Source organism: Pseudomonas sp. TWI929, from assembly GCF_039673335.1.
GTDB lineage: Bacteria > Pseudomonadota > Gammaproteobacteria > Pseudomonadales > Pseudomonadaceae > Aquipseudomonas.
The window spans coordinates 143,718-168,593 of sequence record NZ_JBDJLK010000001.1; the positions used below are offsets into that span (position 1 = coordinate 143,718).

Annotated in this window: 26 protein-coding genes; 8 read left to right on the forward strand and 18 right to left on the reverse strand. The window is 63.1% G+C overall.

The annotated features are described in order from the left end of the window. Window positions 1-2 precede the first annotated feature (2 nt). Window positions 3-338, forward strand: a complete 336-nt coding sequence (locus tag ABE456_RS00675) for a hypothetical protein (RefSeq protein WP_346642247.1) — start codon at window positions 3-5, stop codon at window positions 336-338. A 156-nt stretch (window positions 339-494) separates the two neighbouring features. Here the strand turns inward: ABE456_RS00675 and ABE456_RS00680 are convergent, their stop codons facing one another. The 10 genes from ABE456_RS00680 to ABE456_RS00725 all read right to left on the reverse strand — a co-directional run bounded on the left by ABE456_RS00680 (window position 495) and on the right by ABE456_RS00725 (window position 8,964). Next, entirely contained in the window at window positions 495-1,859 is a 1,365-nt protein-coding gene (locus ABE456_RS00680; protein WP_346642248.1) for an ATP-binding protein, read from the reverse strand. Further along, window positions 1,856-2,518, reverse strand: a complete 663-nt coding sequence (locus ABE456_RS00685) for a response regulator (RefSeq protein WP_346642249.1) — start codon at window positions 2,516-2,518, stop codon at window positions 1,856-1,858. Before ABE456_RS00685 ends, ABE456_RS00680 begins: the two co-directional genes overlap by 4 nt. A gap of 2 nt (window positions 2,519-2,520) precedes the next feature. Beyond that, window positions 2,521-3,162, reverse strand: a complete 642-nt coding sequence (locus ABE456_RS00690) for a hypothetical protein (protein WP_346642250.1) — start codon at window positions 3,160-3,162, stop codon at window positions 2,521-2,523. Continuing rightward, a complete protein-coding gene (locus ABE456_RS00695) occupies window positions 3,159-3,965 on the reverse strand; it encodes an SDR family oxidoreductase (protein WP_346642251.1) in 807 nt (268 codons plus the stop codon). The genes ABE456_RS00690 and ABE456_RS00695 overlap by 4 nt, the downstream gene beginning before the upstream one ends. Then, window positions 3,952-4,632 carry an iron-containing redox enzyme family protein gene (locus tag ABE456_RS00700; protein WP_346642252.1) on the reverse strand — a complete coding sequence of 227 codons (681 nt, stop codon included), beginning with the start codon at window positions 4,630-4,632 and terminating at the stop codon, window positions 3,952-3,954. The genes ABE456_RS00695 and ABE456_RS00700 overlap by 14 nt, the downstream gene beginning before the upstream one ends. Window positions 4,633-4,640: 8 nt before the next feature. Further along, a complete protein-coding gene (locus ABE456_RS00705; protein ID WP_346642253.1) occupies window positions 4,641-6,104 on the reverse strand; it encodes an AMP-binding protein in 1,464 nt (487 codons plus the stop codon). After that, window positions 6,094-6,771 carry a thermostable hemolysin gene (locus ABE456_RS00710; RefSeq protein ID WP_346642254.1) on the reverse strand — a complete coding sequence of 226 codons (678 nt, stop codon included), beginning with the start codon at window positions 6,769-6,771 and terminating at the stop codon, window positions 6,094-6,096. Before ABE456_RS00710 ends, ABE456_RS00705 begins: the two co-directional genes overlap by 11 nt. 104 nt (window positions 6,772-6,875) lie before the next feature. Continuing rightward, entirely contained in the window at window positions 6,876-7,304 is a 429-nt protein-coding gene (locus ABE456_RS00715; protein ID WP_346642255.1) for a DUF6691 family protein, read from the reverse strand. A gap of 1 nt (window position 7,305) precedes the next feature. Beyond that, on the reverse strand, window positions 7,306-7,731 hold the full coding sequence (locus ABE456_RS00720; protein ID WP_346642256.1) for a YeeE/YedE family protein: 426 nt from the start codon (window positions 7,729-7,731) through the stop codon (window positions 7,306-7,308). Window positions 7,732-7,776: 45 nt separating this feature from the next. Then, on the reverse strand, window positions 7,777-8,964 hold the full coding sequence (locus ABE456_RS00725; RefSeq protein WP_346642257.1) for a cation:proton antiporter: 1,188 nt from the start codon (window positions 8,962-8,964) through the stop codon (window positions 7,777-7,779). 232 nt (window positions 8,965-9,196) lie between these two features. Between ABE456_RS00725 and ABE456_RS00730 the strand changes: the two genes are divergently transcribed. Beyond that, on the forward strand, window positions 9,197-9,769 hold the full coding sequence (locus tag ABE456_RS00730) for a phosphoribosyltransferase family protein (RefSeq protein WP_346642258.1): 573 nt from the start codon (window positions 9,197-9,199) through the stop codon (window positions 9,767-9,769). Window position 9,770: 1 nt separating this feature from the next. Here the strand turns inward: ABE456_RS00730 and ABE456_RS00735 are convergent, their stop codons facing one another. Continuing rightward, window positions 9,771-10,661 (reverse strand): universal stress protein, encoded by an 891-nt coding sequence (locus ABE456_RS00735; protein WP_346642259.1) that lies wholly within the window; start codon window positions 10,659-10,661, stop codon window positions 9,771-9,773. Between the two features lie 162 nt (window positions 10,662-10,823). Here ABE456_RS00735 and ABE456_RS00740 point away from each other — a divergent pair, with 162 nt between their 5' ends. Further along, window positions 10,824-11,720, forward strand: coding sequence for a universal stress protein (locus tag ABE456_RS00740; RefSeq protein WP_346642381.1), 897 nt, complete (start codon window positions 10,824-10,826; stop codon window positions 11,718-11,720). Next, complete coding sequence (prs, locus tag ABE456_RS00745; protein ID WP_346642260.1) at window positions 11,717-12,676, forward strand: ribose-phosphate diphosphokinase; 960 nt, start codon at window positions 11,717-11,719, stop codon at window positions 12,674-12,676. The genes ABE456_RS00740 and prs overlap by 4 nt, the downstream gene beginning before the upstream one ends. Before the next feature lie 15 nt (window positions 12,677-12,691). Here prs and ABE456_RS00750 read toward each other — a convergent pair whose 3' ends face one another. From ABE456_RS00750 to ABE456_RS00760, 3 genes are all read right to left on the reverse strand, one after another. After that, on the reverse strand, window positions 12,692-13,582 hold the full coding sequence (locus ABE456_RS00750) for a universal stress protein (RefSeq protein ID WP_346642261.1): 891 nt from the start codon (window positions 13,580-13,582) through the stop codon (window positions 12,692-12,694). 170 nt (window positions 13,583-13,752) lie between these two features. Then, window positions 13,753-16,035, reverse strand: a complete 2,283-nt coding sequence (locus ABE456_RS00755) for a heavy metal translocating P-type ATPase (RefSeq protein WP_346642262.1) — start codon at window positions 16,033-16,035, stop codon at window positions 13,753-13,755. Window positions 16,036-16,040: 5 nt separating this feature from the next. Beyond that, on the reverse strand, window positions 16,041-16,295 hold the full coding sequence (locus ABE456_RS00760) for an outer membrane lipoprotein OprI (protein ID WP_346642263.1): 255 nt from the start codon (window positions 16,293-16,295) through the stop codon (window positions 16,041-16,043). A gap of 191 nt (window positions 16,296-16,486) precedes the next feature. Between ABE456_RS00760 and ABE456_RS00765 the strand changes: the two genes are divergently transcribed. Genes ABE456_RS00765 through ABE456_RS00775 form a run of 3 tightly spaced genes read left to right on the forward strand, consistent with a single transcriptional unit; the run spans window position 16,487 to window position 19,456 of the window. Beyond that, entirely contained in the window at window positions 16,487-17,134 is a 648-nt protein-coding gene (locus tag ABE456_RS00765) for a BON domain-containing protein (RefSeq protein WP_346642264.1), read from the forward strand. Between the two features lie 26 nt (window positions 17,135-17,160). Beyond that, window positions 17,161-19,002 (forward strand): ATP-dependent zinc metalloprotease FtsH, encoded by a 1,842-nt coding sequence (gene ftsH, locus ABE456_RS00770; RefSeq protein ID WP_346642265.1) that lies wholly within the window; start codon window positions 17,161-17,163, stop codon window positions 19,000-19,002. A 28-nt stretch (window positions 19,003-19,030) separates the two neighbouring features. After that, entirely contained in the window at window positions 19,031-19,456 is a 426-nt protein-coding gene (locus tag ABE456_RS00775; protein WP_346642266.1) for a potassium channel family protein, read from the forward strand. A 7-nt stretch (window positions 19,457-19,463) separates the two neighbouring features. Here the strand turns inward: ABE456_RS00775 and ABE456_RS00780 are convergent, their stop codons facing one another. Genes ABE456_RS00780 through ABE456_RS00790 form a run of 3 tightly spaced genes read right to left on the reverse strand, consistent with a single transcriptional unit; the run spans window position 19,464 to window position 22,957 of the window. Further along, complete coding sequence (locus ABE456_RS00780) at window positions 19,464-21,839, reverse strand: phosphoketolase family protein (RefSeq protein ID WP_346642267.1); 2,376 nt, start codon at window positions 21,837-21,839, stop codon at window positions 19,464-19,466. 34 nt (window positions 21,840-21,873) lie between these two features. Continuing rightward, window positions 21,874-22,341: a CBS domain-containing protein gene (locus ABE456_RS00785; RefSeq protein ID WP_346642268.1), complete on the reverse strand. Its 468-nt coding sequence runs from the start codon at window positions 22,339-22,341 to the stop codon at window positions 21,874-21,876. A gap of 55 nt (window positions 22,342-22,396) precedes the next feature. Next, window positions 22,397-22,957: an Hsp20/alpha crystallin family protein gene (locus tag ABE456_RS00790; protein WP_346642269.1), complete on the reverse strand. Its 561-nt coding sequence runs from the start codon at window positions 22,955-22,957 to the stop codon at window positions 22,397-22,399. Window positions 22,958-23,147: 190 nt separating this feature from the next. On the opposite strand from ABE456_RS00790, the gene ABE456_RS00795 reads away from it, so the two are divergent. Next, a complete protein-coding gene (locus tag ABE456_RS00795; RefSeq protein WP_346642270.1) occupies window positions 23,148-23,879 on the forward strand; it encodes a hypothetical protein in 732 nt (243 codons plus the stop codon). Here ABE456_RS00795 and fnrB read toward each other — a convergent pair. Continuing rightward, entirely contained in the window at window positions 23,854-24,585 is a 732-nt protein-coding gene (fnrB, locus tag ABE456_RS00800) for a Crp/Fnr family transcriptional regulator FnrB (protein ID WP_346642271.1), read from the reverse strand. The genes ABE456_RS00795 and fnrB overlap by 26 nt on opposite strands. Window positions 24,586-24,876 lie beyond the last annotated feature (291 nt).

Genomic DNA, 24,876 nt, shown 5'->3' on the forward strand with positions numbered 1-24,876 from the left:
CCATGAAAACACTCGCAGCTTTCCTCGCAGCCCTGGCACTGGCAGGTTGCTCAAGGGGATTTTTGGAGTCCCACTCCACAGGTTTCACTGGTGACAGTGAAAAGACCGCGCAGGCGTACGTGCAGTGCCTGGAGCCCAAGTGGCAAGCGCCGGCCACCTCGCTTTCAAAAACCAAGACGCCTACTGGCTACACACTGGAAGTGTCCGCTTTGCATATCGGCCCCATTGCTTTGGCCGTAATTCGTGAGCAGACACCGGGGATCAGCGTCGAAGTCTTCTTGCCGACGGCGCAGGGTCGGGCAGAACGGTGGGAAGAAGCTGCGAGGGCATGTTTGTAGCCCAACACTTTGTGGGCGGCGCAAGCTTGACCGACAAGGTGAAGCTTTCGCTCCTGCGACAGCGTCCGGACTTAAGGTGCTGAGAGCCGACAACGCCAGCGAAAACCTCACCAAGGTGGTCCAGCGGGCTCTGGTGCGTATCGCCAACAATTCGCCTCAGGTCCGAGGCAGCGACAAGGTGGCAGTCAGCCCACCACTGACACGGTTCTGCAGATGCACGCGCCCACCCAGACGGTCGACGATGGTCGCCACGATTGACAACCCCAGGCCGGCACCATTGGGGCTGTCACGGCTGTAGAAACGCTCGAAGACGCGCGTGAGTTCAGCCTCTTCGATACCCGGGCCCTCATCCTCGACAATCAGTTCGAAGCGATTATCCAGGCACCTGAGCAACACCGTGATGCGCCCTCCCGGGGGCGAATGCTCTACCGCGTTGGAAACCAGGTTCTGCAGCGCGATCGTCAACGCACCGGCATCAATGGCCAGATGATGATCACCTGGGCCAATGTCCAGTGAAGGCTCCAGGCCACGGTCCAGTATCCACGGAGTCAGTTCAGCCAGCGTTTCGGTGATCACTTCGGCCAGGTCGACTTCGGTTGTGGCGCGTTGCCCCAGCCGAGGCTCGACACGGGCCAGTGTCAACAACTGGCTGACCACCCGGGTTAGCCGATCGACCCCACCGATGAGAAAGCCCAGTGCCTTCTGCCGCTCGGCCTCGCTGCCCGCTTGCAGGGCATTCTGCGCGTGCAGGCGCAACACGGCCAGGGGCGTGCGCATTTCATGGGCGGCATCGGCAATGAACCGATGCTCGCGTCGCAGCAGTTCGTCGATTTGCGCCAGCAAGCGATTGATAGCCGCCTGCATGGGCTCCAGCTCTGAGGGCAGCGGCACCAGGCGCAAGGGCTCCAGGGAATCGGCGTGGCGTGCGCGGATCACCGCGGCCATGCTCTGCAGCGGGCGCAAGCCCCAGCCAATGGCCGCCCAGACAAGCAGTGCCAGGGCCAGGCCGCCCAGCAGGAACGGGAACAGGGTATGGCGCACGATGCGGTCGATCAGGTCCAGGCGCACGTCGTCACGCTCCCCCACCCAGATCACCCAATGCTGCTCCGGTACCGGCAACACGAAGGCACGCCATTGCTTGTCGCCACTGGCAAAGTCGTAGAAACCCGGCTCGCTCGGCGGCACCGCGAGGCTGGGTGCACTTGGGGTATGCACCAGCAGTGCGCCACCCTCCCCCCACACCTGGAATGCCAGCTTGCTCTCGTAGGGGTGGCCCACCCGATGGTGACCGGCCTGGGCCAATGCCTCGTTGAATGCTTGGTACATCGTTTCCCGCGAGCCACTTTGCACCGGCAGGCTCATGACGCCCTGCAGCAAGCGGGCATTCTGGGCCAGATGCGCGTCGTACACCTCGTTAATTTCATGGCGGCTGTCGTGGTAGTTGTAGAGCGCCAGCAGGCCGGTCCCCAGCAGCAACAGCAGCATCACCCGCCACAGGGTGCGTTGGCGCAGTGAACTCATGCTTTGACCTCGACCAGGTAGCCGATGCCGCGTACGGTACGGATCAGGCCGTTGAAGAGCTTCTTGCGCAGGTGATAGATGTGCACCTCCAGCGTATTGCTTTCAGGCTCCTCGTCCCAGCCATACAGCAGCTGGGTCAGGCGCTCACGGGTAAAGACCTTGCCAGGCTGCGCCAGCAACTCGTGCAGCAGCTGATATTCCTTTGGGGTCAGCACGACTTCGCTGCCAAGGTAGTGCACCTGCTGGGTCGCGGGGTCGAGCATGACCCCGGCATGCTCGATCAGCACCTTGGCGCGCCCGGCGCTACGCCTGAGCAAGGCGCGCAACCGGGCTTTGAGTTCATTCAGGTCGAACGGCTTCACCAGGTAATCATCGGCGCCTGCATCCAGCCCGGTGATGCGATCATCGAGGGCATCCCGCGCGGTGAGGATCAATACCGGCAAGCTGTTACCCCCTGCCCTCACGCGCCGCAGCACTTCGATGCCATCCATGCGTGGCAAACCGAGATCCAGGATCACCAGGTCGAACGCCTCATGCTGCAACGCATGCAAGCCACTGACACCGTCACGCAACCAGTCGAGCGTGTAGCCCGCCTGACGCAAGCCGTCGCAGATGCCTTCACCTAACGCAGTATCATCCTCAACCAGCAGCAGCCGCATGATCAATCCTGTTTTTCCTTGATGGCCTTGAGTAAAGCATCAATATCGGTGCGCCGACCCTGGTCAGCCATTTCACGCCCTGGCCGGGGCGGCGCCTGCAAGGCTTTCTGCAAGGCGGCGGTGGCTTCAGGGTAGCGCTTTTGCCGATACAGATGATCGGCCCAGAAGTAATTGCTATCGATCCCGTTGGGGTTGATCTGCAGGGCTTTGCGCAGCATCTTGTCGGCCATTTCAGCGTCACCAAAACCGATCGGCCAGCCGGGCACCTGGTCGTAGAGCGTGCCCAGGCTGGTGTAGGCCGAGCCTTGCAGGGCATTGGGGTCCAGTTTAATTGCCTGTTCCAGGCTGGCTTTTGCCGCCTTGACCTTGCCCAGCGCGCCCAGGCCACCGATGGCGCCCGCCCAGCTGCTGTTGATGATGCCCTCCCAGATCAAAGGTTCTGGCGTACCGGGGTTTTGATGAACGAACGCAGTTGCATCACCCGCCAGCTTTTCGAACGCGTCGGCACGTTTTTCTTTTGGTAACTGGTACTGGATCTGTGCCCAACGCTGCTGCAGATCGCTCAGGTGTTGCGTGCCTGCCTGGTCCAGAGCCCATGTGAAGGGGGCGAATGCCAGCAGACTGGCGATGAAAAGACGCTTCATTTGCTCGACTCCTTGGAATGGCTACCGATGTAGCGGCGAATAACAGGCAGCTGTTTGCGCAGTGCACGGTCTACCATCCCCGGCAACATGCCATTGATGCGCACGAACAGCTTCTCCGGCCAACCCAGGTAGAGTTCACTGCGCTCGGACTGCACCGCCTCAAGCACGGCACGGGCGACATCGGCGGGGTCGTCCATGCCGACTTTCAGTGCCTGATTGAGCGCCGTCGCGGCGCTGCTGTTCATGGCTGTGCGGGTCGCCCGTGGCGCGGCATAAAGCACATTCACCGAGGTGTCGGCCAATTCGCGCCGCAGCGCTTCGGAGAACCCCCGCAACGCGAACTTGCTGGCGCAGTAGCTGGCATAACCGGGGTAGCCGATCGAGCCATAGGTGGAACCGACATTGACCACCAACGCTTTGGGTTGCTCGCGCAGCAGCGGCAGGAAGGCGCGGGTCAGCTGCAGAGGAGCCTTGAGATTGATGTCCAGCAACTCGTCCAGTGCATGCTCGTCCAGCTGATCGAGAAAGGCGAAGCGGTTTACCCCGGCGGCGTTGATCAGCACATTGACCCCGCCCATCTCACGCGCCCGGCTGACGACCTGCTCCCGGCCCTGCAGGGTGCGCAGGTCGGCGGTCTGCCAGTGCAAGCGGTTCGGGTAACGGTTCATCAGGCCTGCCAGCTTGCCCATTTGCCGGCTTACAGCCAGCACCCGGGCGCCGGCCACGCACAGTTGCTCGGCCAGTTCCAGCCCGATGCCGCCACTGGCCCCGGTAAGCACCACGACCAATTCAGGCAAGCGCATGCTGCACCTCGGTCTGGCCTGCACGTGGCAGCCCTTCGAACATCGCGGTGTACAACCGGTACACCACCTTGGCAGCATGAATCACCGCCTGGTGATCACCGACATCTTCCAGCCGGTCCATCAGCCGCTTGTAAGTAATCATGTGGTCCTGGTCCAGCGCGCCATGCGAGCTGAGGTAGCTGAACGCGCTGTCCGGCAGCCCCAGGCTGCTCTGGATCGAACCGGCGGCGTGGGTGGCCAGGGCGATGCTGGTGCCCTCCAGAACGTTGACCATGCCGAACAGCCCCACCGGATTGCCCCGGGCAATGAGGTCGTACAGGTAGGCGACCATCAGCTCGATCGGCAATGCCGGCCGGCCGTCACGCACCGCCTCCCAGTCACCGCCGCAGGCCTTGATATCATTGAGGATCCACTGCTCGTGGCCATATTCCTCCTCGATGTATTCGCAGACGGCGCCGCGCAACCATTCCAGGCGCGAGGGCAAGCGTGCGCCGCAGGCCATCATCAGCGGCACGGTGTGGCGCACATGGTGGTAGGCCTGAGTCAGAAACGCGATATAGCTGTCCTGGCTGACCTGGCCGGCCAGGGCTTCACGAATCACCGGCAGCCCGAACAGGGCCTGGCGTTCGTGGCTGGTTTGCAATTGCAGGGTGTCGAAGAATGACATGACGGGCCTCACAACGGGATGTCGGACAATAGGGTGTGATAACGCTGCAGGATCGCCTCACGTCGCGGGCGGCCATTGGCAGTCAGGGTGTGTGCGTCGGGAGTAAGCGGGCCAGGCAGGCGCCGCCAGGCGTGCACCCTGGCGTAGTCGGGCAACGTCGCATTGCAGCGCTGTACGGCCTGCTCGATGACCTCATCGGTAGCGCCTGGATCAAGCGGCCAGAGCAATGCCATGTTGCGCGGCAGCCCTTCGCCATGCACGAACGCCTGGGCGATCACACCGTTTTGGGTAAGCTCGGCTTCCACCCATTCGGGGTTGACATTGCGCCCGAAGCTGGTGATGAACTGGTGTTTCTTGCGCCCGTTCAAGTACAGGTAACCGTCGTCATCGAAGTAACCCAGGTCACCTGTAGCCCACCAGGCGGATGAGGCGGGTGGCTCGCCCAGGTAGCCAAGCAGCACGGAACCCATGACCAGTACCTCGCCATCCTCGGCGATTCGTACCTGAACGTGTGGCAATGGCCGGCCGACGCTGCCACAGCGCATCGCCCCCGGGCGGTTGAGCGCCACCACCGACGCACACTCCGACAACCCATAGCCTTCGAAAACCGGTAAGCCGATGGCCTCGGCCCGCGCCAGCAGGGCGGGCGATACCCGTGCCCCGCCGACCGCGACGAAGCGCAATGGGCCAACCTGCATCCCGCCACGCTCGATCGCCGTGACCAGCCCCATCAAGAGCTGCGGTACCAGGATCAGGCTCTGCGCGCGGCTCAAGGCGATAGCCCCGAGCAAGCGCTTGAAATCGACCTGGCTGGCGCCGCCCATGCCCAGTTGCGCCTGTGGGTAAAGCAACACGCTCGCCCCGGCCATCAGCGCAGCGTAAACGCCCAGGTTTTCCAACAATACACCCAGCGGTAAAACGGCCAGGTATCGCTGGGGCTCGGTAGGCCGGCTGGCCAACTCTAGCTCATGGGCGACGCGCAGCATGGCATCGGCGCCCAGGCACACGCCTTTGGGCGTGCCCGTGCTGCCGGAGGTATAGGTAACCTTGGCAGTGCCTTCAGGCAGTTCCACCGGTGCTGCCAGGTCGCGCGCCCAGAATGCATCCTGCTGCACGAAGCCCAGCTGGCTGATCACCCCCTCCCAGGCATCCTGACAAAGCACCAGGCTGGCGCCGCACTGTTCGATGCAGTGGTGCACCTGCGCCATACTGAAGAACGTTGGCACGATCACGCAAGCTCGCCCCGAGACCAAGGCCGCCAAGTCCCAGAACAGCAGCTCGGGGCCGTTATCCAGCGCCAGAACCAACACGCCAGCGCGTCGCTCGCTCAAGGCCTTGGCGCGCAGCCAGACCTCGGCGAGCAATTGCTTGTAGGTGAACCGCTCTTTGGCGCCTTCCACGGCCAGGTCATCGCCCCGCTCACGGCCAAGGGCAAGCAGCAAGTGCTTGAAGCGTTCCAGTTCATGCGGCATGGCCGGCCTCCTCGCTCAGCGCAGGCAGCCCCAGGCGGCGGAACACACCTGCCGACTCCAGGCGATCGAAGCCATGGCGGATATCGCCGACGTACACGTGTGGATGCTGATCGTAATAGTGCCCCCAACACTGCGCCGTTTCGTTCAGGCGGGCAGGATCGGCGTGTGCAACCAAGGTCGGCACAAGGCCCAGGCGCTGGAAGCTGTTGATCAGCGTCGACGCGCCGGTGAAGGCCACCCAGCGCAGCCCGCGTGTGGCGAGCAGCCAGGTTACTGTCGTGATCATGATCCGGGCGCTGCCGGCACTGAGCGAGGCCAGGTTGCCCACCTCGACCATGCATTCGCGCCCCAGCGTCACGCCTGCCAGCCGGGAAATCGCGATTTCCAGGGGCTCATCCAGATAATGCTCGAGAAACAATGGCCCGCTGCTGGCTGGACGCATCCCGGCCGCAGCCATCAACCGCCCATGACTGTCCCGCAGGGCCAGTAACTCCGGCAGGTAATGGTGAACGTCGGCATGGTGCACGTCGGCGAAACACTGATGAATGAATTGCTCCACCTCGCCACGACCGTGATCGTCCTGCAGGTGCATGGACAAATGGGCGTGATGGTCAGCATGGGTGCCGATGGGTATCGGGAGCAGGCTGCTCCACAGGGTTTGAGTCATGAAGTTCCCCCCGACTGGGTTGGTCAGGGGCAAGTATCCAGGGTGAATCTGAAGGGAATCTGAAGGTGGATGCACAAACGCTGGCGGCCTGGTCGTGGAGCGTTTTACCCCTGGCGGTTTTTGCGCAACGCTTCCAGGCCATTGAACAATGCCATGCCCGCCAGCATCGCAGCCACGAACAGCCAGCCTTGCCAAAAACCACCGGCCAGCAGCACCAACGCCGGGCCTGGGCACACCCCGGCAAGCCCCCAGCCAATACCGAAGACCAGGCTGCCACCGATAAGCCGAAGGTCAATGTCTCGCCGAGTAGGCAACTGCATCGCACCGCCGAGCCAGGCCACATCGCGCCGACGTGCCCAGGCCATGGGCAACAATGCAGCACCAATGGCGCCAACCATGACCAGTGCCAGCGACGGGTCCCATTGCCCGGCGAGGTCGAGAAACCCAAGCACCTTGGCCGGGTTCGCCATGCCGGACAGCAACAACCCCATACCAAACAGCAACCCCGCGATAAATGCGCTGATCCGGGTCATTTCATGCTCCTGGATAAAGGTGTCGAACCACGAAGACGGTTGCAAAACCGGCCGCCATGAAACACAGCGTTGCCACCGCCGAGCGTGGCGACAACCGCGACAGGCCGCACACTCCGTGGCCGCTGGTGCAACCTGCGGCGTAGCGTGTGCCGATGCCCACCAGCAACCCGGCCGCCATGAGCGCCCAGGCCGAGGCGGTGAAATGCACGGGCGGCATCGTCGAAAACAGCTGCCACAGCAGCGGCGCGAGGATGATCCCCAGCAGGAACGACGCCTTCTCGCCACGCCCTTCTCCGCCACGCTGCAACAACGACCCGATCAGGCCGCTGATACCGGCGATGCGCCCATTGGCCACGGCGAACAGCCCTGCGGCCAGGCCGATCATGGCGCCGCCAGCCAGCGCCGACCAAGGGGTAAAATCGTTCATGCTCAACTCCTCAAGGAATACGACGCGTATGACACGCGCTCAAGGTCAAGGCAAGCGCCCCAGCCTGGCGGACCATGAGCCTGCGCTCACACCGTGAAGGATCACGCTGAGCAGCACGCAGGCAATCGAGGTGGCGATGATCGTGCCACCCTCCTGCAAAGGCGAATCCAGGATCAGCGTGGCGAACACGATCGAGGCCAGCCCGCGCGGGCCGAACCAGCCGATGAACAGACGGCTTTCGGCAGCCAGGGTAGTCCCCGCCAGGCTGACCCACACAGGCAGCATGCGCACCAGCGACAGGCTCAACAACGCGTAGAACCATACCGAAGGCGAAAGTATCTGCGAAGCCTTGGGCGCCACGTAGGCGCCAAAAACCACCCAAGTCAGCAGCGACAGCGCTTCGCTGCAAGATTCGCCGGTCTCGAGCAATGGCCGAGTTTCCTGCCTGAACAGAAAACTGGTCAGCAGCCCTGCGCAGAAGGCAGCGATAAAGCCGCTACCGCCCATTGCCTGGGCGCTGGCAAAACTCAGCAGTGCCAACGCTGGCATCACCAGTTGCTGCCAGGCATCGATCTGCAGGCAATGCCGTTGCGAAAAACGCAATAACACGCCCACCAATAGGGCCAGCACCGCCCCCGCGAGGGCACCGATACCCAACTCCTCCAGGAAGAAATAACCTGCCAGGGCGAAAGGCACGGTCGAGTGGAGTTCCACCGACAACGCCAGCAACAGCAGCAGGATGGGCACGCAGATGCCATCATTCAATCCACTTTCCACGTTCAGGCATTCACGCACTTCGCAGGGAACGTCCGGGTTGCTGACCACAGCCTTGCCGAGGGCGGCATCCGTGGGCGCCAGGATGGTCGACAACAGCGCCATTTCCAGCCAGGGCATTTGCGGGAACAGCAGCCAGGCAGCCAGACAGCCCGCGATCAAGGTCAGCGGCAGCCCGATCAGCAACAGACGCAGCGGCAGGGCGCGGTGATGGCGCAACTGGCCCGGGTCAAGCTTGGCAGCATCGGTGAACAACACGATGGCAAGGGTAAGTTCGGCCAGCAAGCGAAGGTCGTGGCGGTCCAGCGCCAGGTTCAGCAAGCCGAGCCCGGACGGTCCGGCCAGCAGGCCTGCCAGCAGGAACACCAGCGGCCCGTTTACAGGCTTGGATTCAAGTGCGCCGGCCAGGCTGGCATACAGCACCAGCAAGGCGGCCAGAACAGCCAGGTTCTGATACATGGCCACGCCCCGTGAACAAAAGCGTATGAATGAACGCTATCACTGTGCGCGCAGCACGACGATTTCAAAGAGGCCGGAAGTTAGCCTAGGTCAACAATTGTGCGGAATTAACCAGCCGCCCGGAACTGCGGTCACGCGCTGCTGACGTGGTGCCGTTAGTTGGCATTTATCAAGTTCCCATCGCGCTGACAGGTTAGGTTTCTGGTGAACGCTTCCAACAAAGGAAAAGATCATGAACCGCCCCGCTCCATCGAGGGTTCGACTGTATGACGAACAAGACCTCGACGATGTGCTGCGCTCGATGGCGCGCCAGGCCCTGGCGTACTTGCCAGCGTCCCAGGTGGCCCTGGTGGGCATCCAGCGGCGCGGTGAGCCCTTGGCACAGCGCCTGAGCCTGCACATGCAAGCCCTGGGCGGTGCAGCACCACTGCCGCTCTACCCGATCAAGGTCAAGCGCTATGCCGACGACCTCAGCATCCTGCACCCCCGTACGCAGCTCACCGAGAGCCCTCAGCTAGGCAGCCTGGACCTTGCCAATACCACCTTGCTGGTAGTCGATGACGTGCTCTACGAAGGGCACTCGTTGTTACGCACCTGCGCTTACCTCGCTGAACTAGGCGCCCGGCACGTCATCAGCGCGGTGCTAGTCGACCGCCATCTGTGCCGCCAGCCAGTACGCGCTGATATCATCGGCATCCACCTGCAGGTTGCGGCGCAGGATATCGTCGAATGCCATGTTCCGCCCTTCGAGGCAGCGTTCTGCCTTGAAGTGATACGCCACGGCCGGCGGGACGAAGCGCTCTGACTCAGCTGGCAGGCGCAGGCCTGATGGCCAGGATACTGCATGGCGCATGGCTCACCAGTCGCTCGGTGGTATCGCCGATCAGCTTGGCCCAGCCCCTGGCCTGCACAACGCCGACCACCACCACATCAATATGCAACCTGGCGATATGCGACTTGATCACCCGCAATGGCGCCCCTTCGCTGAAAAAGCGTTGCGCGCGGGGGATGCCATGGGCATCGGCGAGGGCGTCGAACGGCAACTGTAGCGACTCGCGGACTTCTTCGGCCCAGGGGCCGGCCAGGTCAGGATTGGCCAACATGGCGACCGGCAGGTCGTAAGCCGAAAGCACGTGAAGTTGCCCCCGGCATTGAGCCGCCAGCTGCTGCCCCGCCGCGAGCAGTTCATGGTTGAGGGCGTCCTTGTGCGTCGACGGGCCGGCGACGTCCACCGCCACCAGCACGTTGCCAGGCAAAGCCGGGGCGTCAGTCGGCACGAGCATCAACGGTGCCGCGCTTGCATGCAACAGCGCCTGGTCGAGCGAGGTCTGTGCCACCTGATCGAACAGGGCGCAGCCTGGGCAGTCCTTGATCACCAGGTCAGGTGCGTAACGGGTAATGTAACCTGAGACCAGATCACGCGGACTGGAGGTTTCCATGGCCTCGAAACCTGGGCGCATACCAACGGCTGGCTGTTCATCGAGCAACGCCTTGAGCCCTGAGCTGAAGTGCACGAAAGTCGCAGAGGGCAAGGCAGGCTCATGCAATTCATGGCGCAGCCGCAGCGCGGCAGGTTCGTGGATGCCCAGCACGTGCAAGTGAGCACCTGAGGCCGCAGCCAGTGCCATGGCCCGGGACAGCGCGGCACTGGCCTGGACCTGGGTCATGATCAGCAGGATCCGGCGATACGGGTTCATCGGTCATCTCCCGGCACAGTTGTAGGGTTGCCTGCGACTGTCATTATCGAAGCGTGCGCTGGTCGGTTCTTGATAAAAGTCAAGGCCCCTTGGCGCCATCGCGCCACCCTTGGCCTGAACCGGTATGCCGCCATCGAGGCGGCCATCGCTGTGGAGGCCACCATGAACGCCCTGACGCGACTGCTATTGATCTGCCACCCGGACCTGCACCCCTCGCCCGCCCTGGCGCGCGCGCAAGCATTGGCCAAGGCGACGGGCGCTACGTTGCACCTGGTGGTGCTGAGCCAGCTACCTTCGCGCCTGGCCACCCTGGACCAGGTGCTGCGCAGCAACGCGCGCAAGCAAGACGCCGAACACCGCAAGGCATGGCTGCACGAGCAGGTGAAGACGCTTGGCGAGCAGGGCATCACCGCCTATGCCGAGACGCTGGATGACGAGGACCCGCTCAAGGACCTGATCCGCCTGGCGCAATTGCACCGGGTGGAAATGCTGATCAAAGACATTCGCCACGAAACCCTCGTCAGCCGTGCCCTGCTCACGCCACTGGACTGGCAGTTGCTGCGTCGCTGCCCCATCCCTCTGCACCTGGTGGCCCAGGCGGATACCTCGCTGCCAGCGCGGATCCTGGCCGCCGTGGACTTGGTCGAGGATGATCCGGTCATCCGCAAAATGAACGAACGTATCCTCCAAGCCGCGCAACTACTGGCGCGCTGCTGCAAGGCGCAAGTGCATCTGCTGCAGGCCTGGGAGCCCAGCGCCAGCTTCGTCGCCTATGCCGCCGCACCCGTTGCCTGGACGGATGAACGGATCGAGGAAGTGACTGGCCGGGCGCGGGAGCGCCTGAGCACATTCGCCAACCCCTACGGCGTCAAGCCAAATCACCTGCACGTGCTGCGAGGCTCAGCTCGTAGCGTTGTCAGTGAATACGCCAATCAGCATGGCTTCGAGGTGGTTGTCATGGGCACGCTGTACCACGAAGGGCTGACCAAGGTGATCGGCAGTACCACCGAACAAACCCTGTACAAGGTGCATTCCAGCATCCTGGCGATACACGCATGAAGCCTACACCACCCTTAGTGTTTGCCTTGCAGGGTAGCCAAGGCTATGGCAACGCGGTAGCGCATCGACTCAGCCAGGTCTTGTCGCCCCATGAGGAACGCGACTACGAGGACGGCGAGCACAAGTGCTGGCCGACTGCCGAGGTCGACGGGCGGGACACCATCGTGATCCATTCGCTGTATGGTGACACCCGCCACAGTGCCCACGACAAGCTGTGCCGGCTGCTGTTTTTCTGCGGGGCGATCAAGGATGCCGGTGCCACCCAGGTCACCGTGGTGACACCCTATCTGTGTTATGGCCGCAAGGACCGCAAGGTGGAAGTCCAGGACGCCACCATCACACGCCATGTTGCCCGCTTGATGGAAAGTTGCGGCATCGACCGGATCGTGGCGCTGGACGTGCACAACCCCAGTGCGTTCGACAACGCTTACCGGATACCGGCCTGGAACCTGTCCTGCGCGCCGCTGTTTGCCCAGCGGCTGGCGCCACTGCTCGGCGAACAAGCGATCACGGTGGTATCGCCAGACACGGGGGGCATCAAGCGCGCCGAGCAATTTCGTCAGCGCCTGGCGCACCTGCTGGCCCGCCCGGTTGGAACTGCGCTGATGGAAAAGCACCGCCAGCAGGCGGGGCTCAGTGGGGATGTGCTGGTGGGGGATGTGGCCGGCTGCGTTGCAGTGCTGTTCGATGACATGATCAGCACCGGGCAGACGCTGCTGCGCGCCGCACAGGCATGCCATCAGGCCGGAGCAACCCGGCTGTTTGGCGCTGCTACCCACGGGCTTTTCACCACCGAAGGACAGGTGTTCGACAGCGGTCTGTTCGAACGTATCCTGGTCGCCGACAGTATTGCCCTGTTTCGCGTACCTGAGCACTGCCGGAACCTGCTGGACATCGTCGACACCAGCGCCCTGGTCGCCGAACGCCTGGCCAGCGGCCACAAGCCCGTTGCCTGAGCCGGGCGCAGGCGCCTACACCACCAGAATATTGCAGGGCACCTGGTACAACACATGCTCGGTGGTACTGCCAAACAGACGATCCAGCCCTCGTGCCATCGGGCGCCCCATGACAATCACGTCCACGTCCTGCGCTTCGACGTATTCGCTCAATACCGCGACCGGGAGCCCCAGCACGAAGTGCCGGCGCTCGGCGGGTGCGCCGTGACGGTCGGCCAACGCCTTGAAGTCATCTTCCAGTGCCTGGCGCAAGGGTGTACAGATGTCGCCGATGGCCCATGCGGCATAGCCCATGTCCCCCATGTAGGCCATCGACAGGTCGCAGGCGTGCAGCAGGTCCAGTTGCGCGCCGGTCTGCAAGGCCATGGCTCCGGCTTGCTGGACGATACGGTCGTTGCGCGCCTGCCCCTCTTCGCTCGTGTCGGCGACGTCCACCGCAGCAACGATCCGCAGCGGCAACGCGGGCCGTGCGGCACCCAGCAGGTAGACTGGAATCGGGCAGTGGCGCAGCAGTTGCCAGTCCAGCGGGGTGAAAAACGCGCGTTTGAGCGCGGGCTCGTGCTCGACCTGCTTGAGCAGCAAGTCGGGCTGCATTTCCAGGGCATGATCGAGGATGTCCTGATGCGGATCGCTGCTCCAGGCGACCTCGGTGGTCACCTGCACGCCCGAGGCACGCAACGCTTGCGCCTGGCCTTCCAGCTGTTCATGTTGGGCAGTGAGGTACGCCTGGCGAGCGGCTTCATGTTCACCGCTTTCCAGCAGCCTGAGTGTGTCCAGTGACTCCAGTAGCGCGACCACATGCAGGCTGGCCGCGCTTGACCGGGCCAGCGCGGCCGCTTGTTCCAGTGCGTCGGCCTGGCGCAGTACCGGGCGCAGGATCAGCAGCAGGTGTTGATAATGGCTCATGGTTGCCTCCATCTGTTCGGTTGACCTGAGTACCTGCACGCTGATTGATGCCGCAGAGCCCCCGCCGTTCGACGTGCCGTGCGCTGTGCACGTCAGCGATGCGTGCAGCATCCCGCTTTCGACGCCGTCGGCACTTGATTTTCATCAAACGTAAACGCCGGCCGCGTTGCTCAACGCCTGTCCAGATAGCGGTACAACGCCTCTTCCTGGTCGAAATGCAGTTTCGCCAGCGTGTCCAGGCGAATCAGCTGATGCTGGATGTCATCAGCGCTCGGGCTGGCTGAACCGTTGGCGAAATCCTGGCTCATGCGTGTCAGCAACTGGATCAGCCGGAACATTTCCCGGTGGGTATGGCTCAACGCCGACAGCGGATCCTCGCCGCTCATGTAGCGGCTCAACAGCGGGTACAAGCGGCGTTCGTCATCACGCTCGTGCCGCTCCAGCAGATCGTGCAGCGGGGCAATGAAGCGATTCAGGTCCGTTCGCGCCTGGTCGACGGGCCGCGTGGAAAAATCCCGTGCCATCTGGCTCAGCTCGGCCAACAGGCCGTCGAGTTGCCGGTGTTCGTCCTGCATACTCTGCAGATTCGCGACCGGCAGGCCGTCATGGCCGTCCCCCGTCAGGGGGCCCAGGGCACGCAAGGCGTTGGCGATGATCAGCAGGTCGATGCCTTCCTGCAGCACGGCACCCGTCACTGCTGGCAGATAGCCCGCTGCGGCGACCAGCATGGCCAGCAACGACAGGCTCATGCCCACCCACACACCCTGACGGGCAATGCCCACGGCATGTCGGGCGATGTCCAGCGCCTCGATCAACCGGTCCAGCCGGTCCACCAGCAAGACCACCCCGGCGGCCTGCGCCGATGCGGTCACGCCGGTGGCGCCCATGGCAACGCCGACATCGGCCGCCGCCAGTGCCGGCGCGTCATTGATGCCATCCCCGACCATCAGTGTAGGGCCGGTGCGGCAACCCTCTTGCACCAGGCGAACCTTGTCCTCGGGCGAGAGACCGCAACGAAGCTCATCGATGCCGGCCGTCAACGCGATGCTTTCGGCCGTTTGCGGTCGGTCGCCCGTGAGCATGACCACCTTGTCGATGCCGCGCGCCCGCAGCCGACGCAGGGTCTGAGGCGTCTCGCAACGCACAGTGTCGGCCAGGCGCAGCACGGCTTTCAAGTCACCGTCCACTGCCACGAAACTGCCGCTGCAGGCCAGGTAGTCCAGTTGCTGCAAGCGCGCCTGGGCCCAAGGGTCTGTCGCTTCGCCGGGCTGCACGTAAGCCAGCGTACCTAGGCGTACCGCTTTGCCCTGGACATGGCCAGCAAGCCCCTGACCTGGGCTTTCCTGTACCTGTTCCGGCGCGTCCAGCGTCAACGCGCGCTCGCGGGCAGCGTCGACGATAGCCATGGCGATCGGATGCGTGGACGCCTGGGCCAACGACGCGGCCAGTTGCAGCATCTGCAGTGGCGCGCCCTCCCCTTTGAGTTCGATGGATTGCAGCTGGGCATGGCCGCTGGTCAAGGTGCCGGTCTTGTCGAGAAACACCTGGCAGACCCCGGCGAGCGCTTCCAGCACCTCACCGTCACGCACGAGAATGCTGCGCCGCGCCGCTCGCGAAATGCCCGACAGGATGGCGATCGGTACGGCCAGTATCAGTGGGCACGGCGTAGCGACCACCAGCACCGCCAGCACGCGTTGCACGTCGCCGCTAAGCCACCAGGCCAGGCCAGCGACCAGCAACGTGAGCGGGATGAATGCCAACGCATAGCGATCGGCCAGGCGCACGAAAGGTGCGCGCGACTGCCGGGCCGATTCGGCCAGCCGCACGATGCCGGCATAGGTGCTTTGTGCCGCAGCGCGCGTGGCCTGCAGCAACAACGGTGGACCGGCATTGGTCACCCCGCTGGCTACCGGTTCACCCGCATGGCGGGTGACTGGCAACGACTCCCCCGTCAGCGCTGCCTCGTCCAAGGTTGCCTGGGCAGTGAGCAGCCGCCCATCGACCGGCACGATCTCACCCAGGCGCACCAGCACGGTGTGGCCAGGCCTGACCTGCTCCACCGCCACTTCACGCAGGCCGTCCTGTTCCTGGAGCCAGGCACGCTGCGGCGCACGGTCGATCAGCGCGCGCAGTTCCCGCTCGGCATGGCGCAGGCTTAAGCTTTCCAGTGCCCGACCGGTGGCCAGCATCAGCGCAACCACGGCCGCCACCAGCATCTGCTCCAGAGCCAATGCCGCGCCGATGGAAAGCAGCGCGATCAGATCGATGCCCGCCTCCCCTCTGGCCAGGCGCCTGGCCATTTCCACCGCCAGCACCACGGCCATCACGGCACTGCCGGCCGCCCAGATCAGCGGTGCCACACCAGGGCGCTGCGCCACATAGGCCAGGCCACCGGTGGCCAAGGCCAGCACATAGACCAACAACAGGACTGGGTCGAGCCATTGGCGTGACATGGCGGTTACTTGCGCCTGGCCTGCTGCAGCAGTTGCTGCACCTGATCCTGAGCCTGGGTCGCCCTGCGCAGGGCCTCGTTGGCGGTCTGCTCGACCAGGTCGATGCGGTAGCACACCTGGTCGGCACGCAAGCGGGCGGTGGCAGCGTTGTCCTCGGCCGACGCCAGGCGTGCGTCGTATTCCTCGGTGCGCCATGGGCTGCAGCCTGAAGCGCTTAACAGCAGCAGGCTCGCCCACCCCAACAGCAGATAGCGTTGCATGTGGATACCCTCGTGGGTGCCAAGACACCCTGAGTATCGGTAGCGGCACCCGCAGCGGCCTGACATTTGTCAACTGCGCAGCGTCTGTTCGCCGAGTTTGACCTTTATCAATCGCCACGCCCGGTGCAGGGGTAGAAATAAGGACGCAGGGCACTCCCGCCCCACCTCCAGACCTGCAAACGGAGCCCATCATGAACGACCTTGATTTGCGAGACCTTGTACTCGAAGAGCTGGAATTCAAGCCTGAGATCAATGCCGCCAGCATCGGTGTGACGGTGCAGGACGGTGTAGTCACCCTGTCCGGGCACGTCAACAGCTACGCCCAGAAGGTCAGCGCCGAGCGCACGGTCAAAGCCATGAAAGGCGTGCGCGGCCTGGCCGAAGAAATCGAGGTGCGGCTGAACAGACTTGAAGGGACTGCGGATGACACAATTGCCAGCCGCGCCTTGAAAATCATCGCCTGGAGCTCGGATGCCAACGTCGAGGGCATCAAGGTCACCGTCCAGAAAGGGCACGTGACCCTGGAGGGCCAACTCGATTGGCAATACCAGAAGGAAGTGATCGAACAGGCGGTATGGCGACTGTCGGGTGTGGTTGGGGTGCAAAACCGCATCACCCTCAAGGCCCGCGCCGATGCCGTCGACATCAAGCGCCATATCGAAGATGCCCTCAAGCGTAGCGCCGAAATCCAGGCCGAAGGCATCCGCGTCACGGTCAATGGTGGCGTCGTCAAGCTCGAAGGCAAGGTCCACTTGCTGCGCGAGCGCGAAGTGGTCGAGCGTGCGGCCTGGTCAGTGCCAGGCGTGAGCAAAGTCGAAGACTACCTGTTGATCGCCTAACCCGCGCAAACAGAGGGGGGATGGCCATGAACAACGATCAGCCCTGGAAGCTGTATTTCCTGGCCGTCGGGCTGGCCGTGCTGGCTGCCGTGCAATTCGGCCTGTTCAGTCAGCCGGCCGTGCAGGCCATCCCTTACAGCCAGTTCCTGCAGTTGCTGGAGCAGCAGAAGGTCAGCGACCTGCATGTCGAGCGCGAGCGCATCCTGGGCCGGTTGCAAGAGCCCATCGATGGGCGCACGGTGTTTTCCACGGTACGCGTCGAACCAGTACTGAGTGAGCAACTGGGGCGCTCGGGCGTGGCTTTCAGCGGTGTCACAGAAGACCGCACCCTGGCCACCGTGGTCGGCTGGTTCATGCCGCTGCTGATGATGCTGGTGCTGTGGTACTTCCTCTTTCATGGCCTGGGGCAGAAACAGGGCCTGGGCGGTTTGATGGGCGTGGGCAAGTCGCGGGCGCGGGTTTACGCCGAGAAAGACACCAAGGTCACCTTCGCCGATGTCGCGGGCATCGATGACGTCAAGGATGAACTGACGGAGATCGTCTCTTTTCTGAAGAACAAAGCCTGGTACGCACGCCTGGGTGCCCATGTGCCCAAAGGCACGTTGCTGGTCGGCCCGCCCGGTACCGGCAAGACCTTGGTCGCCAAGGCCATTGCCGGGGAAGCGGCAGTGCCGTTTTTCTCGATCTCAGGCTCGGAGTTCGTCGAAATGTTCGTCGGCGTGGGTGCCGCGCGGGTGCGTGACCTGTTCGACCAGGCCCGCCAGGCGGCGCCTTGCATCATCTTCATCGATGAGCTGGATGCCCTGGGCAAGATGCGTGGCATCGGCAGCTTTGGCGGCAATGACGAGAAAGAACAGACCCTCAATCAACTGCTGGCCGAACTGGACGGCTTCGACCCTCGCGAAGGCGTGGTACTGCTGGCGGCGACCAACCGGCCCGAAGTGCTGGACCCGGCGCTGCTGCGCGCCGGGCGCTTCGACCGGCAGATCCTCATCGATCGGCCCGACCGCAAGGGCCGCCTGGCGATCCTGAAAGTGCACCTGCACAAAATCGTCTACAAGAACGACCTCGATTGCGAGCGCATTGCCGAACTCACCCCGGGCCTGACGGGCGCCGACCTGGCCAACCTGGTCAATGAAGCCGCCATCGTCGCAACCCGGCGGGCCAGCCAGTGGGTCGAGCTGAAAGACTTCACGGCAGCGATCGAACGGCTGGTGGCCGGTGTCGAGCGCAAAGGCAGCGTGCTGCGCAGCGACGAGCGGCAGGTGGTGGCGTACCACGAAATGGGCCATGCCCTGGCCGCCAGCAGCCTGCCGGCAATGGACCCGGTACACAAGGTTTCGATCATTCCCCGCGCCGCTGGCTCGCTGGGCTACACCCTGCAACGGCCGACCGATGACCGCTACCTGATCAGCACCCAGATGCTGCGCGACCGGCTCGTCGTGCTGATGGCCGGGCGCGCCGCCGAAAACCTGGCGTTCGGCCAGATTTCCACGGGCGCCGCCGATGACCTGGGGCGCGCCACCGACATCGCCCGGCAGCTGATCACCCGCTTCGGCATGAGCCCGGCGCTGGGCCAGGCGGTGCTGGAGCGCCAGCAGGCCAGTTACCTTGGTGACACACTCTTGCACCAGGCGCGCAAGGACTATTCGGAGCAGACTGCACGCGAGATCGACCTCGGCATCCGTGCTTTGCTGGAAGAGGCCTACGGCCGCGCCCGCAGCTTGCTCGAACAGCGGCGTACGGACCTGGATGCCGGTGCGCGCCTGTTGCTGGCCAAGGAAACCATCACCCCGGAAGAGTTCCCGGCGTTGCTGCCGCAGGTCCGCGACCCCGCCACTTATACCTTGATCGTCAGCCAGCCGTGACCCTGCAACCCCGTGCCGAGTAACGACGATGCTCACTGTCACGCTGATCAACATGCTGATCGTGATCCTGGTGGTGGTCATTCACTACGAATGCCTGCTGCGCCTGAATGACTGGCTGCCACGCCTGAGACTGTGGAGCCGGTTCCGGATCGTCGCGGGGGTGTTCGGCGCGTTGCTGGCCCATGCCGTGGAGGTCTGGTGCTTCGCCCTGGCCTATTACCTGATGGCCCATGCCGAGGGCTGGGGCACGCTCAGCGGCAATTTCGACGGGAGCTTTCTGGACTGCGTGTACTTTTCCTTCACGACCTACACCACCATAGGCTTCGGCGACATCGCCCCCACCGGCCACCTCAAGTACCTTACCGGCCTGCAGGCGCTGACGGGCCTGGTGCTGATCACCTGGACCGCCTCGTTCCTGTTTCTGGAAATGCAGAAGTACTGGAAAACCAAATAGGGCCAGATCAACCGCTTGGGGGCCGCGTCCAGTGCCATTGCGCCACCTCAGGCATATCCTCACCATGTTCGATCAGGTACAGCTTGTGCTTTTCCATCGTCGCCCAGTAGCGGGCCCGTGCCTGCTCCAGGTGTGGCTGCAAGCGAGGCACGCGCTCGAATACATCGAGAACCAGCTGATAGCGATCCAGGTTGTTGATGACCGCCATGTCGAACGGCGTGGTGGTTGCGCCCTCTTCGCGAAAGCCCCGGACATGAAACCGTTGCGGATTGGCGCGTTTGTAGATCAGGCGGTGGATGAGCGCCGGATAACCGTGGAAGGCAAAGATGACGGGTCGATTTTCGGTAAACAGCCCATTGAAGTCGCTGTCGGACAACCCGTGAGGATGCTGTTGCGACAGTTGCAGCGCCATGAGGTCAACCACATTCACCACCCTCACGCGCACGTCAGGCGCCTGCTCCTGCAGCAGTGTAACCGCCGCCAGCACCTCCAGTGTCGGTACATCGCCCGCGCAGGCAAGCACCACCTCGGGCATCTCGTCATCATGGCAGGCCCAGTCCCAGCGCCCGATACCTGACTGGCAATGCACAGCGGCCGCTTCGCTATCGAGCCATTGCCACTCCATCTGCTTGCCGGCAACGATCACATTGATGTACCCACGGCTGCGCAGGCAATGCTCAGCCACCGACAACAGGCAGTTGGCGTCAGGTGGCAGATAGATCCGCGCGAGATTGGCCTTCTTGTTTGCCAGCAGGTCGAGCAAGCCGGGGTCCTGGTGTGAGAAACCATTATGGTCCTGCCGCCAGACATGCGAAGTCAGGAGGATATTCAACGAGGCGATCGGCTTGCGCCACGGCACCTCGGCAGCTGTCTTGAGCCATTTGGCATGTTGGTTGATCATCGAATCGACGATATGGATGAAGGCTTCGTAGCAGGAAAACAGGCCATGGCGGCCCGTCAGCAGATACCCCTCCAGCCAGCCTTCGCAGATGTGTTCACTGAGGATCTCCATGACCCGCCCCTGTGCCGAAAGGTGTCTATCATCGCTGGCCCGAGCATCCAGCCACACTTTGTCGGTCGCCTCAAATACCGCATCCAGGCGGTTGGACGCCGTTTCGTCAGGGCCGAACAGGCGGAAATTCTGCGACGCAAGGCTGTTCTTCATGACATCGCGCACATAACCGCCCAGCACTCTGGTCGCCTCGGCCCGCACCTGACCGGGGCCCGGCATCGGCACGCAGTAATCGGCGTAGTGCGGCAAATCCAGTGCCCGCAATAAGAGACCGCCGTTGGCATGCGGGTTTGCGCTCATGCGCCGACGGCCAGTCGGGGTTAGCGCGGCCAGCTCAGGCAGCAACGTGCCCTGTGCGTCAAAAAGCTCATGAGGACGGTAACTTTCCAGCCATTGTTGCAACTGCATCAAGTGTGGCGGTTTGCCAAGGTCGGCCAACGGCAACTGATGGGAGCGCCAGGTGCCCTCTACGCGCTGACCCTCCACGTACCTGGGGCCCGTCCAGCCCTTGGGGGTGCGAAGAATCAGCACCGGCCACAATGGCCTGTCGACCACCTGCGGGTCTTCGGCATGCCGCGCCAGGCGCTGGATCTGGCTGATCTTCTCGTAGATGACATCCAGCGTCCTGGCCAACGCGCGATGGACGTCCATGGGCTCGTCACCCTCGACAAAATACGGATCATAACCATAGCCATACATGAGGCTGGTCAGTTCCTCCTCGCTGATCATCGACAGCACGCTGGGGTTGGCGATCTTGTAGCCGTTCAGATGCAGGATGGGTAGCACCGCGCCATCGCGGGCGGGGTTGAGGAACTTGTTGCAATGCCAGCTGGCAGCAAGAGGCCCGGTTTCGGCCTCACCATCACCAATGACGCACGCCACGATCAGTTGCGGGTTGTCCAGGGCGGCACCGAAGGCATGGGCCAGCGAATAGCCCAGTTCGCCCCCTTCATGAATGGAGCCAGGCACATGGGGACCGACATGGCTGCCAATGCCATACGGCCAGGAAAACTGCCGAAAGAGCCGGGCCATTCCAAGGGCGTTGCGTTCGACCGATGGGTTGAGCTCGGTGTAAGTACCATCGAGGTAGGCCTGAGCGACCAGGGCAGGGCCGCCGTGGCCAGGGCCCGTGACGAACAGCACATTGAGGCTGTACTGGCGAATCAACCGGTTCAGATGGGTATAGATAAGGTTGAGGCCCGGCGAAGTCCCCCAGTGGCCCAGCAGCCGAGGCTTGACATCGGCCAAGGTCAACGGCCGGGTCAACAAGGCATTGTCCTGCAGATAAATCTGGCCAACGGTGAGGTAGTTCGCCGCACGCCAATAGGCGTCCAGGCTTTCGAGTTCTACAGTACCGGGGAAATCACTCATGCCAGCCTCCTTTTTTCATCGCGCACGCGGATGCTCAAAGATCTTCGCCGCGAAGATCTTCTTCCCGCCGGCTCTGTTGACGGATCAGCAGTGACAGTTCGTGCAAGTGGTCCGACAGCAGGCCCACCAGGTCGTCCGCCGTGGCGATTCCGACCAGCAGGCCGAAATCATCGACTACCGGAATGCGTCGGATATTGGCGCGCCGCATATTGAGGATCACATCGAACAGGTCCTCGTTCTGGTTCGCGGTGATCAGAGGCCGAGGCAGCACATCGACCGCCTGCAGGTCTTCCTGATCCGGTGGGTTGCGCGCAATGATCCGCAACGCCAGGTCGCGATCGGTGATCAGGCCGATGGGCCGACAACGATCGCGGTCGACATGTTCGGCCAGCACCAGATCGCCGACATGGTACTGATTCATCATGCGCGCCGCGGCATAGATGGAGATACCGGGTGGTGCGGTGACCACGTCCCGGTTGCAGTATTTGCCAATGGACATCATGTTCTACCTCCACAGGCGGAGCCTCCTTGCTCCCCGATGCAGTGAGAATGGGTGATCATTTACCGCTCTTGATCGGAATCACCTTTTCCGGATGGATGGCTTCGGCCCGTTTGGGCAGGTGCACCAGCAGCACGCCCTTGTTGAACTGGGCGTTGATCTTCTCGGCGTCGACTTCACGGGGCAGCTGGAAAACCCGTTCGAAGCTGCCGTAATGTCGCTCGGACAGGTGATATTCCTTGCGTTTTTCGTCCACTTCTTCCTGTTTCTCGCCGCGGATCACCAGGTTGCCATTGACGAGCTTGATCTCGATGTCCTTGTCGTCCACGCCAGGCAACTCGGCACTGATGCGGTATTCCTCGGCCAGCTCGCTGATGTCCATGGCCGGCATGCCGTGGGTGAACAGGTCACGCCGCCAGAAAGGTTCGACATCGAACGGAGTGTGGCTGAACGGCATGCGCATCGGCCGCCGTCCGAAATCCTCGAACAGGCTGTCGATCTGACGGCGCAATTGCTGAAAGGGTCGCCACAGCTCCGAGGGCTCGACGCTGGGCGGGGAAGCTTTGGCGGGCTGGGTGGCGACCGGGGTAACAGGCACTTTCTTGGCAACTTCTGACATGGCGACCTCCTCAAATGAGTAATGCCTCCCAGGGAGACCCCTCGAATGTGCGCCGTGGGGCAAACCACCGTTTGATCTTTATCAACAGCGTGGCGCGCCTTGCGCCAGCCGGTTTGATCCTGGTCAAAATGCCGCATTGGCCACGGCCTAGGCTTATATCAGCAAGACATGATTACAGTGCGAGGCAGCCATGAACCAGAATGGCGGTGCCAGTGTCCGCTTGCTGCAAACGTTGCCAGGCCCAGGCATCCAGCAGTTCGTGCGCCTGGCCCTCTGCCGCCAGCCGGGCAGCGAGGCAATGGCAGGCCAATACTGCATGCTCGGCAGTGGTAGCGAGTGCTGGCCGTGCAGCTACGTGACCCTGCCTGGTGTCGCCGGGCAATTTATCGTCAGCATCCAGCATGCACAGCCATTGGGTCGGGTGGGGGAACTGCTCGACTATTCCGGGCCGCTTGGCAGCGCCTGGCCGCTGCCCCTGCAAAGCGAACGGTTGCTGGCCATCAGTCGCGCCGACGGCCTGCTGCCCTTGCTGGGCGCGCTGGATGAGATTCGCTGCTGGCTGCCCTGGGTGCAAGTGCAGCTGTCACATGACGGCATCGCGGCCGAACTGCTGCCAGACGAGTGCCAAACCTGGCTGGAGGCGCTGTCGCCACTGCCGCGTGACAGCAGCGGTGGCGGGTGGCAAACCCGGCGCTTGCTGACCACCTTTGCCCCGGACACGGTGTACTGTTGCGCACCGCCACAGGTGGCGCGCCAGGTAGCCCGGCTGTGCTGGCAAGCGGGCGTAGCCCCGCAGCATATCTGGATACGCACGGATCATGTGCCAAGCCCGATCTGGGCGGGGCACTTCCCCGAAGGATGGCCGGTGCAACGCTATGACCGGCTGCTTGCCGCACTCAAGTGCGCTCCTCCAGGCGGGTGAGGTTGACCAGGCCTTGCATGTCGATGAGCGTGACCTCACGCCCGGTGCACTGCATGAAACCTGCATGGATGAAGCGGCTGAACAGTCGGCTGACCGTTTCCAGCGTGAGGTCCAGGTAGTTGGCGATATCACCGCGGGACATGGGCAGGTTGAACATATCTGCCCGCAGCCCGCGTGCCTGGTACCGTGCCGACATGCCCAGCAAAAAGATCGCCAGCCGCTGATCGGCACGCCCGTGGCAGCAACGCAGGTGCTCGTCCTTGCCCTGGATCCCCAGGCTGAGCATGTGCAGCAACTGGTAGCGCAGCCCCGGAATCTGGCCGGACAGGTCCACCAGCTGGTCCAGCCTGATCGAGCAGACCAGAGAGAGTTCCAGGGCAACGGCAAAGCTTCGGTAATGACTGGCACCGATAGCGTCCAGCCCGAGCATTTCCCCCGGCAGGAGGAAGCCGGTCACCCGCTCGATGCCATCGGCATCGAGCAGAAAACTTTTGATCGCCCCGGAGCGCAAGGCAAACACGTGCTCCATGGGTTCATTGGCCTTGAACAGGTACTCACCCCGCTTCAACGGCCGGTTACGGCTGACAATTCGCTCCAGCTTGTCTACTTCGTCTGCACTGAGGCTGGCTGGCAGGCAAAGCCGGCTCAACGAGCAAGCAAGGCACTTCACATGGGGCCTTGCCCCCATTTCCGCAGAGCCTGACATGACGATGCCTCCGCTTTTTTGCAGGCGGGCATCTATTCAAGTTAGCGGCTCCACTAAACGTTAGCGGTCCGTCCGACCAAGGGTCGGGCGCTACCTGATGCGACTTGATGACGATCAAGCCGCCCCTTGCCCGCACCCGCATGCTCAGGGTCAGCTGCATCTGTTCTCCGTCTATCACCAAGCTGCCTTACTGCGTCACAGCGAGCACTACAGCCTGGCGGAAATCCCCTCGTATGAAACCCTGGCAAGTGCACTCAAACGTTTGGCCGCGCAGCTGGGGGTCCCTAACGT